At 68.4% G+C, this 17,188-nt stretch carries 15 protein-coding genes; 8 read left to right on the top strand and 7 right to left on the bottom strand.

The window, feature by feature from the left end; translation table 11 throughout:
- Positions 1-15: 15 nt before the first annotated feature.
- The 6 genes from QOZ89_RS39410 to QOZ89_RS39385 form a co-directional block, all read right to left on the bottom strand.
- A complete protein-coding gene (locus QOZ89_RS39410) occupies positions 16-1,650 on the bottom strand; it encodes a GMC family oxidoreductase (RefSeq protein ID WP_198543164.1) in 1,635 nt (544 codons plus the stop codon).
- Between the two features lie 240 nt (positions 1,651-1,890).
- Positions 1,891-3,081: a CaiB/BaiF CoA transferase family protein gene (locus tag QOZ89_RS39405; RefSeq protein ID WP_083418369.1), complete on the bottom strand. Its 1,191-nt coding sequence runs from the start codon at positions 3,079-3,081 to the stop codon at positions 1,891-1,893.
- Between the two features lie 93 nt (positions 3,082-3,174).
- Positions 3,175-4,092, bottom strand: a complete 918-nt coding sequence (locus tag QOZ89_RS39400) for a cyclase family protein (RefSeq protein WP_071047891.1) — start codon at positions 4,090-4,092, stop codon at positions 3,175-3,177.
- Positions 4,089-5,768 (bottom strand): class I adenylate-forming enzyme family protein, encoded by a 1,680-nt coding sequence (locus QOZ89_RS39395; RefSeq protein WP_071047892.1) that lies wholly within the window; start codon positions 5,766-5,768, stop codon positions 4,089-4,091. Before QOZ89_RS39395 ends, QOZ89_RS39400 begins: the two co-directional genes overlap by 4 nt.
- A gap of 161 nt (positions 5,769-5,929) precedes the next feature.
- A complete protein-coding gene (locus QOZ89_RS39390; protein ID WP_071047893.1) occupies positions 5,930-6,739 on the bottom strand; it encodes an enoyl-CoA hydratase/isomerase family protein in 810 nt (269 codons plus the stop codon).
- An 8-nt stretch (positions 6,740-6,747) separates the two neighbouring features.
- Positions 6,748-7,965, bottom strand: a complete 1,218-nt coding sequence (locus tag QOZ89_RS39385; protein WP_241841606.1) for a CaiB/BaiF CoA transferase family protein — start codon at positions 7,963-7,965, stop codon at positions 6,748-6,750.
- Positions 7,966-8,540: 575 nt separating this feature from the next.
- On the opposite strand from QOZ89_RS39385, the gene QOZ89_RS39380 reads away from it, so the two are divergent.
- From QOZ89_RS39380 to QOZ89_RS39365, 4 genes are all read left to right on the top strand, one after another.
- Positions 8,541-10,022, top strand: a complete 1,482-nt coding sequence (locus tag QOZ89_RS39380; protein WP_071047895.1) for an aldehyde dehydrogenase family protein — start codon at positions 8,541-8,543, stop codon at positions 10,020-10,022.
- On the top strand, positions 10,012-10,905 hold the full coding sequence (locus QOZ89_RS39375; RefSeq protein WP_071047896.1) for an SMP-30/gluconolactonase/LRE family protein: 894 nt from the start codon (positions 10,012-10,014) through the stop codon (positions 10,903-10,905). The genes QOZ89_RS39380 and QOZ89_RS39375 overlap by 11 nt, the downstream gene beginning before the upstream one ends.
- 128 nt (positions 10,906-11,033) lie before the next feature.
- Positions 11,034-11,888, top strand: coding sequence for an SDR family NAD(P)-dependent oxidoreductase (locus QOZ89_RS39370; RefSeq protein WP_241841607.1), 855 nt, complete (start codon positions 11,034-11,036; stop codon positions 11,886-11,888).
- Positions 11,885-12,820: an SDR family NAD(P)-dependent oxidoreductase gene (locus QOZ89_RS39365; protein ID WP_071047898.1), complete on the top strand. Its 936-nt coding sequence runs from the start codon at positions 11,885-11,887 to the stop codon at positions 12,818-12,820. The genes QOZ89_RS39370 and QOZ89_RS39365 overlap by 4 nt, the downstream gene beginning before the upstream one ends.
- A 145-nt stretch (positions 12,821-12,965) precedes the next feature.
- On the opposite strand, the gene QOZ89_RS39360 is transcribed toward QOZ89_RS39365, so the two are convergent.
- Positions 12,966-13,310 carry a hypothetical protein gene (locus tag QOZ89_RS39360; protein ID WP_071047899.1) on the bottom strand — a complete coding sequence of 115 codons (345 nt, stop codon included), beginning with the start codon at positions 13,308-13,310 and terminating at the stop codon, positions 12,966-12,968.
- Between the two features lie 1,089 nt (positions 13,311-14,399).
- Between QOZ89_RS39360 and QOZ89_RS39355 the strand changes: the two genes are divergently transcribed.
- The 4 genes from QOZ89_RS39355 to QOZ89_RS39340 form a co-directional block, all read left to right on the top strand.
- Positions 14,400-14,855, top strand: a complete 456-nt coding sequence (locus QOZ89_RS39355; RefSeq protein WP_312629175.1) for a hypothetical protein — start codon at positions 14,400-14,402, stop codon at positions 14,853-14,855.
- Positions 14,856-14,884: 29 nt separating this feature from the next.
- Positions 14,885-16,027 (top strand): IS110 family RNA-guided transposase, encoded by a 1,143-nt coding sequence (locus tag QOZ89_RS39350; RefSeq protein WP_071050160.1) that lies wholly within the window; start codon positions 14,885-14,887, stop codon positions 16,025-16,027.
- 319 nt (positions 16,028-16,346) lie between these two features.
- Complete coding sequence (locus tag QOZ89_RS39345; RefSeq protein WP_241841736.1) at positions 16,347-16,742, top strand: transposase family protein; 396 nt, start codon at positions 16,347-16,349, stop codon at positions 16,740-16,742.
- Between the two features lie 6 nt (positions 16,743-16,748).
- A partial coding sequence (locus QOZ89_RS39340) for an ISAs1 family transposase (protein WP_241841897.1) occupies positions 16,749-17,188 on the top strand: 440 nt, incomplete at its 3' end.

Genomic DNA, 17,188 nt, shown 5'->3' with positions numbered 1-17,188 from the left:
AGGTCGCCGTGCGGACTATCGCTGGTTGCGGATCAGGTCTGCGGCTCGCTCGGCGATCATGATCGTCGGCGCGTTCGTGTGTCCTGCGATGAGCGTCGGCATGACGGAGGCATCGACGACCCTGAGGTTCTCGACGCCGTGCACCCGCAGCTCCGGGTCCACCACGCTGGCCGCATCCGTGCCCATGGCGCAGGTTCCCGAGGGGTGCTCACCGCGGAACGCGCCGACGCGGAAGAACTCCGCCCACTCGTCGTCGGTCTGGACCGAGTCGCCGGGGACGATCTCACGGCCGGCGTACGGCGCCATCGCCGGCTGCCGGATGAGGTCGCGCACGATCCGCGCGGCCTGCCGCAACGCGGCTACATCGTCGTCGCGCCCCAGCAGCTCGTGGCGCACCCGCGGGCCGTCGTCGGGATTGGCGGACCGCAGCGTGACACTGCCCCTGGCCACCGGGTGCGACACCGATGGCAGCGCCATCATCGCCGGCTGCCTCATCGGCCGCATCTTGTTGACGTCGTGCTGGTGGTCCTCGGCGCCGTCGCCCCCGCCCGATTCGAGCGCAGCCGGGTTGAAGGCGATCTCGTAGTCGACGTACGGCTCGTCGGACCCGTCGAACCGGCCGAACACGAAGGCATTTCCGATACAGGCGGTCGCGGGCCCCCTGCCCTTGCGGACTAACTGCCACGCAGCCTTCGCCACTGCCGCCGGCCCCATCTGGGAGTTCAACGTGGGGATCGTCGACTCGTACATGAGGGAGGTGTACAGGTGCTCCTGGAGGTTCTGTCCCACCCCTGGGATGTCGGCGGCGATCTTGATGCCGAGGCTCGACAGGTCGGCCCCCGGCCCGATCCCCGACAGCATCAGCAGCTTCGGTGTGGCGATCGCGCCGAGCGAGAGGATCACGGACTTGTCGGCGTGCTCACGGTGGATCTGACCGCGGTGGCGGTACTCGACCGCCTTCGCCACACCGCGCTCCACGATGACGCCGGTTGCGTAGGCGTGGGTCCGCACCCGCAGGTTGCGTCTGCGACGCACAGGGGCCAGGTAGCCGCGCGCCGTGCTGTAACGCAGGCCGCGGCGCTGCGACAGTTGGACGTAGGACACCCCGTTGGCGCGTCTGCCGTTGTAGTCCGGGTTGTACGGAAGCCCCAGCTGTTCCCCCGCGGCGACGAACGCATGGGTCAGCGGGTGCACGACCGCGGTCGGCGATACCCGCTGCGGTCCGTAGCAGCCTCGGTACTCGTTGCCGGGGCCCGTGTACGTCTCCGACTTGCGGAAGTACGGGAGCACCGACCGGTAGTCCCAGCCCGTCGCGCCCAGCCGGGCCCAGCGGTCGTAGTCCCCCGGGCTCCCGCGCGTCCACATCTCTCCGTTGATCGAGCTTGAGCCGCCCAAGACCCGACCACCACCCCACTGGTCCACGGCACCGCCCCGGCTCTGGTCGGGCTCTCCTTCGTACCGCCAGTTGTATTTCTTCGACAGTTTGAGGAGTCCCACCGGGAGGTGGATGAACGGGCTGTAGTCCTCGCCACCCGCCTCGAGCAGCAGGACGGACGCCGACGGGTCCTCGCTCAGGCGGGCCGCCAGGACGCAACCTGCGGACCCGCCGCCGACGATGACGTGGGACCAGGACCGCCGTTGTCGGCTCACGGGCACCTCCATGATGGAAACCGGACCTGCTCCCGCCCGCCGGGGCCTGTTCTGGTCACGCGGCACGGCCGGTTTCGGCGTCGGACTGTCGGGTCGTGCCGGAACTCGCCGTGACGGGCGAAGTGCAGGGCCGTCTACGGTTGCTGTCGTCCGTCGTCGGGAAACCTACTTGTCACGACAGTGAAAAACAGATTTGTAGACTATCGCGTCTTAGACCATTTGCGAACCACGGCCCGCCCGTCACCGGCTCGGTGGCTCTGAGTCACGGAGCACCCCGCTCGCACGAAGGGACTCAAGTTCTGCCTGGTCCAGCCCCAACCACTCGACCAGCACCTCCTCGGTGTGCTCCCCGACGAAGGCCGCGCCCGCCCTCGGTCCGCTCGCGGCGTCGGAGAACCGGTAGGGCATGCGGACGACCGGACGCGTCCCGCCGCGACGGTCGTCCACCGGGACGGCGATTCCTCGCTCGACCGCCGAGGAGGAAGCCACTGCCTCGTCGGTGCTCTTGACGACCGCCCAGGCGAGCGTCGCGTTCTCGAGCTGCTCGAACAGGTCACGCCGGTCCTGGAACGCCAGAACCCACTCACGCACCACCCGGGCGCGCGCGGCGAACTTGTCCTCGTCGGGCAGGAACTCGCTGGGATCGGTCAGGCCGGCGGAGTCACGTAACGACATCCAGATGTGCCGAGGCTCTCCGGCGATGAGGACGTCGCCCTGCGGGTGCGGGTAGGTGACCCCACGCCCCTCGACGGGCGGGCCGTTGGCCTCCAGGCTGTAGTGAACGTAGTCGTCGCTGGCGAGCATCGCCTCGAACATGCTGAGATCGATGTGCTGACCCACCCTGGTGTCGTCGCGCAGCCGCAATGCCGCCAGGACGGCGATCGCGCCGTGCAGGCCCGCGAGCGAGTCGGCCAGCGCCAGCGGGAGGTCCGTGGCCTCTCGTCGGTCCATTTCGGCCATCCGAGCGAGCAGGCCCGATTCGGCGTGGAGCACGGGGGCGTAGGCCGGCCGCTTCGCCTCCGGTCCGGTCTGACCGAAGCCGCTGATGGACAGCATGATCAGCCCTGGGTTCAGCTCAGCTAGGCGCTGCCACCCGACTCCGAGCCGATCCATGACCCCCGGGCGATAATTGTTCACCAGCACGTCGCACTCACCGACCAGACGGCGAAAGAGCGAGACTCCCCCGTCGGTGCGCAGGTCCAGCGAGATGTTGCGCTTGCCGGCGTTCATCTGCACGTAGAGCCCCGAATGCGGGGCGTCACTCACGCCGAAGGCCTGCGAGACGTCGCCGCCGGGCAGCTCCACCTTGACGACGCTGGCACCGAGGTCACCGAGAATCCGTCCCACGTACGGTCCCGAGACGGCCCGGGACAGGTCGAGAACACGAATTGACGCGAGCGGGTACCCAAGACTTCCTGCGTGGTCGGACATTTCGAACCTCTCAGATCCGCTGTACCCGGCTGTCGCCGGTCGACGGACGGCCGGCGCACCTGTTCCCCGCTGGCCGCGGCGAGCAAGACCCGGTCAGAAGACGGCGAGCGGGTTGACCGGAGACCCAGTACCGCCCGGGATCCGCAGCGGGGCGATCAAGGTGAGGAACTCGTAGCTACCCACCTCGACACACACCTCCGCCAGCCTGTCGACCTGCGCGTTGTCGACCAACGCGACTCCGTAGGCCCAGATCATCGAGTGGACGGTATGGGCGATCTCGGAGTAGCTGGGATAGGACGCGTCGTGCATGTCGGCGATCACCACCGCGAAGTCGTACTCGCGGATGAACTCCAGACAGGACACGTCGAGGCCCGGGCGCGCGAAGTCGGTCATGTCGGCGTTCCAGACGCCCCACTGGCCCTTCTCCTCGAGCCACGCCTCGAGACCGCAGTTGATGACCAACGCATCGCCCGGCTCCGGGGTCAGCTCGGTTTTGGCCAAGATGGCCTCCAGTTCCGCCCCGGTGACCGGGACGTCCGGTGTCACGCTCGGCGTACCGCGATGCTTCGGAACGTCGAGCAGGACGCCCCGGGTAATGATGCCGTCGTGCCAGACGTCGACGTCGGCCCAGCTGGCTTTGTTCGCCCTGAAGACCTCGTCCACGCGGCGTCCGTTCCACACTCCGTCCCGGTCCCAGTTGTGGTTCAGCGCGTCGATGTGCGTGCTCCCGAGGCAGTGGATCGGGAGCTGAAGGTGGTCGAAGGCGTTGCCGGTGTCCCGCCACCCGAACTGCTGGACGACCTGCCGCTGTCCTGGCTGGGGCGAGGTGCTGATCGGGCGCGCCATTGAGACCGTCCGGCCCGCGCGGACCAGGCCCAGGGCGGCGAGGCGCTTCTCGGGAGTGATCAGGTTGACCGCGCCGGCCTGGTCGTCCTCGCCCCACCGGCCCCAGTTGCGCTTCTCGACCAGCCAGGTGTCGATGTCCTCGGCGGTCCATTTCTGAACGCTCACACCCGCTGTCCCTTCTCGTCGGTGCCCCGCTCGGGCTCCGGACCCGTCGCCGCCTCGGTGGCGAGGAACTCGGCCTTGACGGTCTTCTTGTCGATCTTCTCGCCGGCCAGCGTCGGCAACCGGTCCGTACGGATGGACCACCGGGTCGGGAAGGCGAAGTAGGCGACGGCTCCCCGGAGGAATGTCGTCAGGTCCTCGGGCGTCACGGTGACGCGTTCCTTCGCGACGACGACAGCGGCCACCTCCTCACCCAGGTCCGCGTGCGGGATGCCGAAAACGGCGACTTCGAGGACCTCTGGGTGCCGCGCGATCGCCATCTCCACGTGCCCGGTGGCAACGTTCTCACCACCACGGATGACGACGTCCTTGCTACGACCGTCGAGGTAGAGGTAGTTGTCCTCGTCGAGGTGCCCGAGATCGCCGGTGTGCAACCAGCCCTCGCTGTCGACAGTCTCGTCGTCGAGCCCCAGGTAGCCGAGCATCACGGTAGGGCTGCGGACCAGCACCTCGCCGGACCCGGTCCCGTCGGGGTCGAGGATGCGCAGTTCGGCCACCGGATACGGTCGTCCGACCGTACCCGGTCGCTGCTCCAGGTCCTTGTTGCCGGCACCGGTGACGAAGCCGCCCGACTCGCTCATCCCCCAGGTGTTGCCCAGTCCACGCCTCTTGAGCTGCGGGAGCTGGCGGGCCAGGCGTTCCAGGAGGGCGGGCGACACCGGGGCGCCACCAAGCGGCCACGAACGCAGGCTGGAGAGGTCGTGTTCCTCGAACGACGGGTGTTCGAGCACCCTGATGGCCATGGTCGGCACTCCGCCGAAGCTCTGCACCTTCTCGGTCTCGATCAGACGCAGGATCTGCGCGGGATCGAACTTGCCCTCGTTGAGGACCATCTTTCCGCCGACGATCAGGTTCGTCAGCACGTTGGTCACGCCGCCGACGTGGAACAGGGGCGTGCAGACCAGCGTGACCGACTGTTGGCCGTTGGGATCGAGGCCGGCGGGCAGCCGTCGTGAGCGCATCAGCAGGTTGTGCTGGTTGGCGATCACCGCGCGCTGGGACAGCACGACGCCTTTCGGCGCACCCGAGCTCCCGGAGGTGAAGATGACGAGGGCCGGGTCGTCCTCTTCTCGAGTGGCGAAACCGTCCATAACGGCGTCCGCGTCGCCCACGGACCCTGCCTCGTACGCCGCGGCGAAGTCAGCGATCGCCAGGGCGCCGCTCATCCCGCAGGGCGCCGGATCAGGGAGGTCGGTGATCACCAGGGCCGGGCGGGTCAGCTCGAGGCTGTTGGCGAGCTCCGCCTCGCTCCACCACCGGTTGCCCAGCACCGGGGTCGCGCCAGCCTGCCAGCAGGCCCACAGCGCGAGGACCCAGTCCGGGCTGTTGTAGCCGAGGAGGAGCACGTGGTCACCCGGTTGTACGCCGCGTCCCGTGATGATCTCCCCGGCTCGCGGGAGGGCGGCCACGAATTCGCCGAAGGAGATACGGCGCTCGCCCTGCACGAGATACGTCCGCTGGGCCCAGCGGTCGGCCCCGACAAGAACGTCCCTGAGCGACCGCGGGCGCGGCTCGAAGACCAAGCCCACGTGCCCGGCGTACTCGGCGGCCACGACCGACGAGCCCCACAAGCGCGCGAGCTCGGTCACTGCGCGCTTGCGCGCGTCCGCCGTCGTCATCGCGTCTCGCTCACGAGCGGGACTCCTGTGCCGGTCCTTCGTGGGCTACCTGGCCCGGACAAAGTTATCAGCACGAACGCCTTTCCATCCATCCAGCTCGGCCGTGCCGACCAGACAGGCCCGAGTTCCCGACGGTTCGGCCGATCCACCGCGTTCGCAGCTCAGCCTGTCCCAGATGGCCCGGCGTCCAGCGGGCGAGCAGCACCGAAGACCGGTCGACGCTTCTCCCGCCGGGCCGCCTGCGCCTCCAGGAAATCCGGGCCCGTCAACGCGCTCTCCGCAGTCAGGTCGAGTCCGCGCACCGCCTTGATCTGACGACCTGAGACGACGCCGTCGCGGATCGCGAGAGCGAACTCCTTTCCACGCGCGATCGAGAACGGCGACAAACCACTGAGCCGCTCGACCAGCTCGGCGACCCGGTCGTCGACCGCGGCGGCGGCCACGGCCTCACTGACCAGGCCGATCCGCGTCGCTGTGTCCGCGGTGACGCGCTCCGCCGTCAACAGCATGCGCCGAGCCCAGCCCGAACCGACAGCATCGACGAGCCGGTGGACGCTCGCGATCGGGTAGACCACGCCGAGCGCGGCTGGCGGGACGATGAACTTCGCGCTTGTCGACGCGATGCGGATGTCGCACGACAGCGCCAGCTCCAGGCCGGCGCCAGCGCAGCCGCCCTCGATCGCACCGATCACGGCACCCGGGTGCCGCTCAAGATCGTCAAAGAGACCCGAGAGCAAGTGGGCGTCGGTACTCGCGTCGAGATCGCCGATGCTGTAGCCCGAGCAGAAGTGACCGCCCGAGCCCTGGACCACGACGATCTCCGAGCCGTCCAGATCGGCCAGGGTCCGGCGGATCTTCCTGATCATCGGCGGCGTCATGGCGTTGCGGACCGTCTCGTTGCTGAGCTTGATGTGGACGGCCCGGTCCTTGACGACTACGTCAACGTCTCCGTGCGTGGCGTCTCCGTGCATGGCAGGTCCTAGGAGTCGATCGGGATGCGGTAGTGCGTGTCGGTCCGGAGGACGCCTGCGGAGTGGAGGTCCGCTAGGGCGGCCTCGTCCAGCTTCAGCAGGTCGGCGAGGACCTCTCGGGTGTGCTGACCGAGCCGAGGAGCCAGCTCACGCCCGTCGAACTCGTGGGAGCTCTTGATCGGGTTGCCGGCGAACGCGAAGTTCAGGCCGTCCGCCGTGATGTCGAGGAGCATGTCACGCGCCTCGACGTCCGGCTCGGCGAACGCATTGCGGATGCCGTTGACCGGGCCGCTCGGAACGTCGTGCTCATCAAGGACCTTGAGCCAGGTCGCGGTGTCGGCCTTCTTGAACTCTGCCGCGATCTCCCGCTCGAGCTCGTCGCGCAGCTCGACCCGGCCGTTGTTCGTCCGGTAGCGCGGGTCGCTCTCGAGATCCGGACGCCCGATCGCGCGACACAGCTTGGGCCAGAAATCGTTGCTGAACACGGCGATGATGATGTAGCTGTCGGTCGTCTCGTAGGCACCGTAGGGCACCACCTTGGAGTTACCACTACCTTGGGGCGGAATATCCTCATTCAGATTGAGCGCCAGCGCAGCCCAGTACATCAGCAGCGACAGCTGGCAGTCGAACATCGAGATATCGAGTTCCACGGGCTCGTCGACCCGGCCGCGCTTCACGAGCGCGGCAAGCACCGAGATGACTAGAAACATCCCGCCCGCAAGGTCCGCGATCGGGACTCCCGCTCGGGCCGGGGGGGTGCCCGGATGACCGGTGATGCCCATAACGCCGCTGCGCGCCTGGATCGCCACGTCGAACGCCGGCGCGTTGCGGCGCGGGCTGGTCGTGCCGTACCCGGACAGCTGGCCAACGATGATCTTAGGGTTGGCTTCCTTCAGGATGTCGGTCGAGAGCCCCAGCCGGTCCATGACGCCGGGCCGGAAATTGTGGAACACGATGTCGGCCTCGGCGACCACGCGCAGGAAGAGCTCGCGCCCGCGCGGGTCGCGCAGGTCGATCGACACGCTCTTCTTGTTGCGGTTGATCGCGGCGAACATCAGCGGGACTTCGCCCTTCAGCGGACCGCTCGCTCTCGTCGGGTCGCCGGTCGGCGGCTCGATCTTGATGACCTCGGCTCCCATGTCGGCCATCAGCAGCGAGCCGTACGGTCCGGAGAGATGCATCGACAGATCAAGGATACGAATCCCCGAGAGTAAACCGTCACTCACAGCGGCCAACCTTTCTTGCGTCGGGCACGGGGCACCGACCAACTCGACTGGAGTGGTGGTACCAGGCTCTGCCAGGACACCCGGTGAGCGCCAGGCTCGCGCCGTGCGTGGGCAGCGCGGGCACAGGAACTCCGCCCGGCCGCCCGGTCGCTATTTCCCCCGAGGCGGGCCGACCCGCTCGCGGTGCGTCATCGTCATCCGTCTTCACTCTTGCGCGTGGCTGCCCACCGGAAGCACCATACTGCCAAATAGTTGAGAACGCGAGTAGTATCGCGGGCCCAGGGCAGTTCGCTGCCGCACCGGGAGGCCACTGTGGACGCGCTCGTCATGGAGGGGCAGCTCGGCGGGGCACGTCACCCATGTCGACCGTGGCCGGCACCCGGACGGCCCCGTTCGCGCCGGCTCGCCCCCCGCGTCATGACCATTGCGAGCGGGTCCAGCAAAGGGCGAGACGCAGGCTGTCCGCTGATCGCGCCGTCCGGGCCGGCGTCCGTTCGACCGGCCGACGACGAGGACCACACCATCGAGACGATCACACCACTGAGAAGCGCCAACACCGAGCTCCGAGGACTGACATGACGACAGACAGGTCCAAACTCTTCATCGGCACCGAACTTGTCGACCCGCTCGGTACGGATCGGTTAACCATCGCCTCGCCCATGACCGAAGAGGTCGTGGGCTCCTCCCCCGCCGCTTCCGAGGCCGACGTCGACCGCGCCGTCGCCGCTGCGCGCGAGGCGTTCGACCACGGTCCATGGCCCTCGATGGACCCGGAGGAGCGCCGGGAGATCCTTCGCCGTGCGGGCAAGATCCTCGAGCCGCGGGCCGCGGAGCTCACGGAGCTGATCGTGCGCCAGAACGGAACGCCGTCCCGCTTCCAGCCCGGCAACAGTCAAGGCGCGTTCGAGTACTTCACCAGCCTGCGGATGCCGAGCCCACGCCTCGGCGAGTCCTCCCCCGGCAACCAGGCCGTCGTCGTCCACGAGCCCGTGGGTGTGGTTGGGGTCGTGATCCCATGGAACTGGCCGATTGGCCAAGGCCTGAGCAAGGCGCTGCCCGCTCTGCTCGCGGGCAACTGCGTGATCGTCAAGCAGTCGCCCGAGACCCCTCTTCAGGACGAGGCTGTCGGCGAGGCGTTCATCCAGGCGGGTCTCCCGAAGGGAGTGCTGACCATCATCGCCGCGACCTCGGGTCCGTCCGAGTACCTGGTCGGACATCCCGGCGTCGACATGGTCTCCTTCACCGGCAGCACCGAGGTCGGGCGTCGCGTGGGGAGCATCTGCGGCGGCCAGATCAAGCGCGCGCTGCTCGAGCTCGGCGGGAAGTCCGCGGCGATCGTGCTGGACGACGCCGACTTCGGCGAGGTCGCCCCTACCGTGCTGAACTGGGGCGTCTTGCTCCTCAACGGGCAGGCATGCTCGGCTTGGTCCCGCATCCTGGTGCCGCGGAATCGGTACGACGAAGCCGTGGACGCGTTCGCGGACGTCATGTCATCCGCGCGGGTAGGCGATCCGCTCGACCCCGAGACCGAGGTTGGGCCGTTGGTCACCAGCAAGCAGCGCGACCGGGTGGAGGGACTCATCGCGTCCGGAGTGGCCGAAGGCGCGCAGATCAAGGTCGGCGGGGTGCGACCCGCCGGTTACGACAAGGGCTGGTTCGTCGAACCGACCCTGTTCGTCGAGGCGAACAATGCCATGCGCATCGCCCGCGAGGAGATCTTCGGTCCCGTCGCGCTGCTCCTGCCCTACGAGGACGAGGACGATGCGGTGAACATCGCGAACGCGTCGACGTACGGCCTGGCCGGCGGCGTCTTCACCAAGGACCCCGCACGCGGCGCCGCCGTCGGTCGACGGATCAGAAGCGGTGCTATCAGCGTGAACTGCTTCAGCAACAGCGACGCCCTGCCTTTCGGCGGCTACAAGGACTCCGGGGTCGGCCGGGTCGGCGGTCCCGAGGGCTTCGCCGAGTTCTTCGAGACCAAGGCCATCGGGTTTGCCGGCGCGGTGCCCGAGCTGCTGAGCCCGAAGCAGGCGAAGGGTCTGGACGATGAACAGTGACTCGGTGACCCGATCGGCGGTGGAGCTGCGCCGCGGCGGGGTCTTCTACGAAGCACCGCGATGGCATGGCGGACGCTGGTGGGTGTCGGACCAGCAGGGCACCGAGGTCCTGGCGATCTCCCCGGAGGATGGCACCGAGGTCTACGCATCGGTGCCTGGCGGACCGTCGGGACTGGGCTGGCTCCCGGGCGGCGATCTGCTCGTGGTGTCGATGAGCGATCGGAGAGTGCTACGCCGACGTGGCGACGGCCAGCTCGTCGTGCACGCCGATCTGGCCGAATTCACCAACTACCGGATCAATGACATGATCGTCAACAGTCGCGGGCAGGCCTACGTCGGTTGCATCGGCTTCGACGACGAGTCGTCGACAGCTCCGTTCAGCACCGGTTCGCTCATCCGCGTGGATCCCGACGGAACTGTGTCAACTGCCGCCGAATGCCTCAGATGCCCGAACGGATCGTTCTTCCTTGACGGCGAGCGGACTCTCGTGGTGGGCGAGACGATGCTGCCGGGTTACACCGCGTTCACCGTCCAGGACAACGGCACCCTGACCGAACGACGGACCTGGGCTCAGATCGGACCGACCCCGGCGTCGACGACGGTCGCGGAGATGTTCCCGCAGCTGGTCTTCGCGCCGGACGGGTGTGCGGGTGCCCCGGACGGAACCGTCTGGTCGGCAGATCTGAGCAACGCACGGTGCGTCCACCTCGCTGAAGGCGGGGACGTCATCGAGCAGGTCGACGCCCCCGCAGGACAGATGGTCTTCGCGTGCGCCCTAGGCGGTCCGAGCGGCAGGACGCTGCTGTTGTGCGTCGCTCCTGATTGGGATCCGCGCGCGCGCAAGGCCGAGCACAACGCCTCGCTGATCACCGTGGAACTGTGAGCGGCCCGCGGCGGCCGACTGCAGGCTGACGTCGGCCCTGGTCCCGTGAGTCGTCGGCCTTCTGCCCAGCGAAGTGCACGTCGCCGCGCCGATGTCTGAGCGTTCGAAGATCAAGGAATGGAGTGGAGATGCCGGCAAGTGGACGGCTTGAGGGAATGGCCGCGGTCATCACGGGTGGGGCTCGCGGTCTCGGCCTGGGAATTACACGGTTGTTCCTCGATCAGGGCGCGAAGGTCTGCATGGCCGGACGCACGCAGTCGTGGGGCGACGAGGCCGTCGAGCAGTTCCAGAAGATCAGCGACGACGTCATGTTCGTGCAGTGCGACGTCGCCGAGGAGGCCGATGTCGCACGCTGCGTAGCGGCGGCCGTGGAGCGCTTCGGATCGCTGCACATCGTGGTGAACAACGCGGGCGGCACGACGTTCGGCACGGGCGCCAAGGCGTGTGACACGGAGCTCGCGGAGTTCCAGCGGGCGTTCCACGTGAATACCGATGGCCCGTTCCTGATGGCCAAGCATGCGATTGCGCACATGCTCGACGCTGGCTACGGCTCGATCGTGAATGTCAGCTCGAATGCTGCGATCCGGGCGTCCGCCAACGCGAACGTCGGCTACCACGCGAGCAAGGCAGCCCTGCACGGCCTGACGTTGAGTCTCGCCCGGGAGTACGGTCCGCAGGTTCGCTGCAACGAGATCGTCATGGGGCACCTCCACCCGCCGAACCCGGACCTGCCCCGCCACCGGTACGTAGAAGAGGACGAGGCGGCGCGGACTGCTGTCGAGCAAAACTACATGGTCGGCCGCTGGGGCTCCCCGGACGACCTCGGGTATGCCTGCGTCTTCCTCGCCTCCAGGGAGTCGGGCTTCATCACGGCGACCTCACTCCGCCTCGACGGCGGATCGCAGTCGAGGATGCAGTTCCCGCACCTGACCGGATACGAGGATTGGCTGGCCACCCAGCACAGCGCACAGGCGACGGCATGAACGACGAGATTCGCTTCGACGGCCGGGCCGTCATCGTCACCGGCGCCGGCCGGGGCCTGGGGCGGAGCCACGCCCTGCTGCTGGCTTCCCGCGGCGCCCAGGTCGTCGTCAACGACCTGGGCGCCGCGCTGCGCGGGGGCGGTTCGTCGACGGGGCCAGCACAGTCGGTCGTCACCGAGATCGAACAGGCGGGCGGCCTCGCCGTTCCGCACTACGGCGACGTGACGACACAGGAGTGCGGCGAGTCGATGGTCGCCACGGCGCTCGAGCACTTCGGCCGAGTCGACGCCATCATCTGCAACGCCGGGTACTCCAAGCACGCCCCCGTGCTGGACAGCGACATCGGACAGCTCGACGAGATGTTGCGTGTACATGTGCACGGGGCCTTCCACGCGATCCGCGCGGCCTGGCCGACGTTCGTGGCCCAGAACTGCGGTCGGGTCGTGGTGACGAGCTCGTCGGCCGGCCTGTACGGCGGGACAACCCGGGTATCTTACTCGACAGCCAAGATGGGCCTTCTGGGCCTGGCCCGAGGCTTCGCCATCGACGGCGCCGAGAACGGTATCAACGTCAATGTCGTCGCCCCAGGGGCTGCGACCCGGCTGAGTGATGGCATGAAAGACGAGGTGCTGCGGGAGAAGCTGCGCCGCGAGGCGCCCGCGGAGCTCGTATCGCCTGTCTTCGCCTGGCTCGCACACCCGGATTGCAATGTCTCGGGGCAGTTCTTCCACGCGACGTCGGGTCGCGTCGCTCGGGTGCTCGTCGGTGAGACCCATGGCTACGCAAGGCGCGACCTCTCCGTCGAGGACGTGCGCGACCACTGGGCAGACATCTGTTCGGAAGATGCAGGTTATCTCCATCCGTCCAGCAACTACGAGGCTCAGAACATCGCCATGCGTCTCATCGAAAGCGGTGCCCTCTCGGGCTCGTGAACGATGTAAGGCTTCACCTGGCGTGCGTCTCCTCCGTCACGCACGACGAGAAGCACCAGGGGCAGCCGGCCAGATCCGAATACTGGCCGGCTGCCCGCCTGGCGAGCTCAGAACCGTGGGAATCGGCGCTGAGCTTGACCTGGTCTCAGCTCGCCGCATCGGCCAGCACTCGACCGACGTCGTCTTGGACGAGCTTCGTGAAACGATCCATCGGAAGCGACATCGCCTTCCGAATCCCACTACGGGCATGGAAGTGATCAACCATTGCGGGATCGACCTGCTGGTGGCTGCCCAGCAGGTCGCTCGGCAACGGACCACATCTCAGGGCCGCAGCCTCCAGAGCCGGTCGGTCTAGGCCGTAGAATTTGATCATGTTCTCGCCGAGGATCAGGCGGACCTCGTCCTCCGGCACGTCTCGCATCGTCTCCCGGATGTACTCCCGCGTGTTCGGCCACGTGCTCTCGGGGTGCAGATAGTCGGTGCCGAACATGAACTGTCGACGCCCACTTCGTGCCGCACCGCCAGGTCCCCATACCGCATGATCGTGGCACCCGCCGCGCAGTTGCGTTGCCAGTACTCGCTTGGGAGCAGCTTGGTCGGGTGAGTCCTGGCAAACGTGTCCAGATAGTGCAGCGTGTCCGGTACCCAGTCGCAGTGGATCTCCATGAATCCCACCCGGAGGTCCGGGTGGCGATCGAACACTCCACCCCAGATCATCTGCCACAGCGGACGGCGCTCTACGAAGGTGTCCAGAACGTTCTGCAACGCGGTGTCCTCGCCTTTCGCGGCGCGCGCTGCCGCAGTGACCAGGTGGAGCATCCCCTGCGGGTGACCCCAGCCCGCATGGATGTGGGACGGCGAGCCCGAAATCGACACAAGCGTCCCAGAGCCGGTCGTAGAACGGGTCCCACAACCCCGGCGCCGGGTCGCCCTCAGCACCCGATCGCCTTCGCACCTGCCTCAGCCGCCCGGCGGCAGTCCTCGACAGCCAGGGCTGCGGCAAGTTTGCTTGGTAGCGACCGGTAGGTCGTGCTGAGTCCTCCGGGCCCTTCGGCCGGCCGCGCAAGCGCGGAAATTTTGGGGTGGGCCTGTAAGAACAACGGCTCTGGCGCATATTCGGTGGTGACGTTCAGTGATCGCGTGGTGAGACGCCGCTTGCGTCTACTTTGTCCTGGTTGAGGCTTTCCAGCGCAGCGCGGCGGCGCCTGCCGGACCTCGCGAACGTCTGTGAGGTGGCCGATTTCGACCGCTTTGACCTCCACGACCGGCGCTAACGCACCGTTACCACCGAATGTGCGCCAGAGCCGCTAACTTGACAGTCCCTTTGGGGTGGCTCGTTCGGGTGGTCTGTCCGGGCGGGTGTGGCGTGGGTGGCACTGCCGGGGATGATGTTGTCCGAGTCGTCCGTCGACGCCGGTCATTTCTTGCCGCCTCGTTGAGGCCGTCTCTGAGTCTGGCGCTGGGGGCCTGCTTGTCGGGCTGTGCACTGCGCTTCGAGCGCGCGTTCCAGAGTGGGTTTTCTGCCGTGGCTCCCCGGGCGGCTCGCTGTGTCCCTGTCGGTGGTGCGGAGAGGGTGGTCGTGGCGATCGAGGAGGCCGGCCCGTTCGTGGAGCGGGTCGCCGCGTTGGACATCGGCAAGGCGGGGCTGGTCGCCTGCCTGCGGGTACCGGCCGAGGGTGGGGGCAGCCGGCGGCGTCAGGAGGTGACCGACTGGACGACGATGACCGCCGATCTGGTGAACCTCGCGGACTATCTGGTCTGTCAGGGTGTGGAGCTCGTCGTGATGGAGGCGACCGGGGTAATCAGGCGTCGCCGCGGGGCCGTCCGCGACGGCGGTCGACGGGCCGATTTGTCCGCCTCCTCGGCCGTGGCGTACGGGTTATCCGGCGACCGTCCGTCATGGGGACAGCCGAGCCGACAGCGGGTCTGGCGCTCGTCGCTCCTCGGTGCTGCTTTTGTCCCTCCCATGGCGTACGCGTCCGTGACAGCCATGACCTGCAAAAACCCTAGATTCGATCTTGAAAACTACAGATAACATCTGACTACTGGCGTTCCCCGTACTACGTGCTCGAGGCGGCGGGGCTGCGGTGCTGGCTGGTCAACGCCCGCCAGGTCAAGCACCTCCCGGGGAGACCCAAAACCGACAAGATCGACTCTGTGTGGTTGTGCAAGGTCGCTGAGCGGGGGATGTGCTCGCCGAGCTTCGTCCCGGCCAGGCCGCAGCGGCAGCTGCGGTTGTTCACCCGCTATCGGATCGCGGCGGTCCGTGAGCGGACCCGGGAGATGCAGCGCGCGGAGAAGCTCCTCGAGGACGCCCAGCTGAAGGTGTCGGTCGTGGCCAGTGACCTGTTCGGGGTGTCCGGGCGGGCGATGCTCACGGCGCTCGTTGCCGGGGAACGCGACCCGGAGGTGCTCGCGGACCTGGCTCGCGGCCGGCTGCGGCGGAAGAGGACCGAGCTGGTCCGGGCGTTCCGGGGCAGTTTCGAGGACGCCCACGCCCTCGTGCTCGCGATGATCCTCGACCGGATCGAGCGGCTTGACAGCGACATCGCCCGGCTCGATGCCTCGATCGCCGAGGCCGTCGCGGCCATGACGGACCACGCCCCGGCCCAGGACCGGTCCGGCCCCGGCTGCGGCGCGCCATCTCCCGACACCGCCGCCGGCGGCCCGACACCCGAGAGTCCGCCGCCGGCCGGCGGCGGGGCCCGGCTCGGCCCGGCGGAGCGGCTCGCCGAGATCCCCGGGATCAGCCTCGCGACCGCGCACACGATCCTCGCGGAGGTCGGGACCGACGTGGCGGCGTTCCCGACCGCGGCGCACCTGGTGTCCTGGGCGGGGCTGGCCCCGAAGGCCAACCAGTCCGCCGGCCGGTCCAGCCCCGCGCGCACCACGAAAGGCAACCGCTACCTGGCCGGCGCCCTCGGCCAGGTTGTGTTCTCGCTGGCGAGGACCCAGACGTTCTTCGGCGACCGCTACCGGCGCATCCGCGCGAGCCGCGGCCCCCAGAAAGCGGTCGTCGCGGTCTCCCGGTCGGTCCTGACCACGATCTGGCACCTCCTCGACGATCCCGACACCCGCTACCGGGAGCTCGGCGCCGACTACCACCGCAACCGCCAAGACACCCACAAACAGGCTGCCGCCGCCGTCCGCCGCCTCGAGCGCCTCGGTTTCGAGGTCACCCTCGCCCAGCCGGCAGCCGCGATCTGACCCGTCGCGCTCCGGACCACCACGCACACCCCAGCGGCCACACCCACGTCCGAGCGGGCAAGGGCCACCGGGGTCATTCCGACGCGCCCATAGTTACGTTCATTTCCGTTCCAGGGTTTCCGGTGGTTCCAGGGCGCGGGTTGGTGCTGGTGGGCGGGGCCGAAAGAGGACGGGCATGGCCCTCGGATGATCATGGAGGTTCCTACGCCAGCCTGATCGTCCTCGAGGTGCCATGCCCGCCGCACCATTATCGTCGGCTGTCCCTGTCCTGGATCAGTTGGCCGCCGTGGCGCCGGTCGGTGGCCGCCGGGTGCCGCCGGTGGATCTGCTCGCGGTGTCCGAGCAGGTCGTCGACCCGCGGAAACGCCGTGGCCGGCGCCACCGGCTGCCGGTCGTGCTCACGCTGGCGACGTGCGCGGTGCTCGTCGGGGCCCGCTCGTTCACGGCGATCGCCGAATGGGCCGCCGACGCCGGCGAGGCGGTCGCCGGCCGGCTCGGGATCGTCCGGGTCCCGGACGTCTCGACGTTCCGCCGGGTCTTCGCCCTGCTCGACGCCGACGCCCTGGACGCGGCGCTGGGAGCCTGGGTCGCCGGCAGGACCGAGCCCGGCAAGGGCCAGCGGCGCCGGGTCGCGGGCGACGGGAAGACCCTGCGCGGCAGCCGGGCCGGTGACACGGCCGGCCGGCACCTGCTCGCCGCGCTCGACCAACGCTAGGCCGTCGTGCTCGGCCAGTGCGCCGTCGACGCGAAGACCAACGAGATCCCCACGATCAAGGACCTGCTCGCCACCGTCGACCTGACCGACACCGTCATCACCGCCGACGCGCTGCACACCCAGGACGACACGGCCAACTGGCTGGTCGCGCACGGCGCCCACTACCTGCCGATCGTCAAGGCGAACCGCCCGACGCTTGCGGCCCAGCCCACCGCCCTGCCCTGGACAAAGGCCCGCACCGCCTGCCGGACGACCAACCGCGGCCACGGTCGCGCCGAGCGGCGGACCGTGAAGGCCACCGAGGTCCGCGCAGGGATCGACTTCCCGCACGCCGCCCAGGCCATCCAGATCACCCGCCGCCGCGGGCCCCTGACCGGCGGCCAGACAACGACCGAGACCATCCACGCGGTCACGAGCCTGCCGACGCATCAGGCCAGCCCCGCGCT

This window comes from Pseudofrankia coriaricola (assembly GCF_032027725.1).
In the GTDB taxonomy this organism is placed as follows: domain Bacteria; phylum Actinomycetota; class Actinomycetes; order Frankiales; family Frankiaceae; genus Pseudofrankia.
This window is presented reverse-complemented; position numbering and strand designations above follow the sequence as displayed.

Coding starts and splice junctions, on each gene's coding strand:
- QOZ89_RS39365 (WP_071047898.1), top strand. CDS start 11,885: ATGAACGACGAGATTCGCTTCGACGGCCGGGCCGTCATCGTCACCGGC.
- QOZ89_RS39360 (WP_071047899.1), bottom strand. CDS start 13,310: ATGTTCGGCACCGACTATCTGCACCCCGAGAGCACGTGGCCGAACACG.
- QOZ89_RS39380 (WP_071047895.1), top strand. CDS start 8,541: ATGACGACAGACAGGTCCAAACTCTTCATCGGCACCGAACTTGTCGAC.
- QOZ89_RS39375 (WP_071047896.1), top strand. CDS start 10,012: ATGAACAGTGACTCGGTGACCCGATCGGCGGTGGAGCTGCGCCGCGGC.
- QOZ89_RS39405 (WP_083418369.1), bottom strand. CDS start 3,081: ATGTCCGACCACGCAGGAAGTCTTGGGTACCCGCTCGCGTCAATTCGT.
- QOZ89_RS39395 (WP_071047892.1), bottom strand. CDS start 5,768: ATGACGACGGCGGACGCGCGCAAGCGCGCAGTGACCGAGCTCGCGCGC.
- QOZ89_RS39390 (WP_071047893.1), bottom strand. CDS start 6,739: ATGCACGGAGACGCCACGCACGGAGACGTTGACGTAGTCGTCAAGGAC.
- QOZ89_RS39370 (WP_241841607.1), top strand. CDS start 11,034: ATGCCGGCAAGTGGACGGCTTGAGGGAATGGCCGCGGTCATCACGGGT.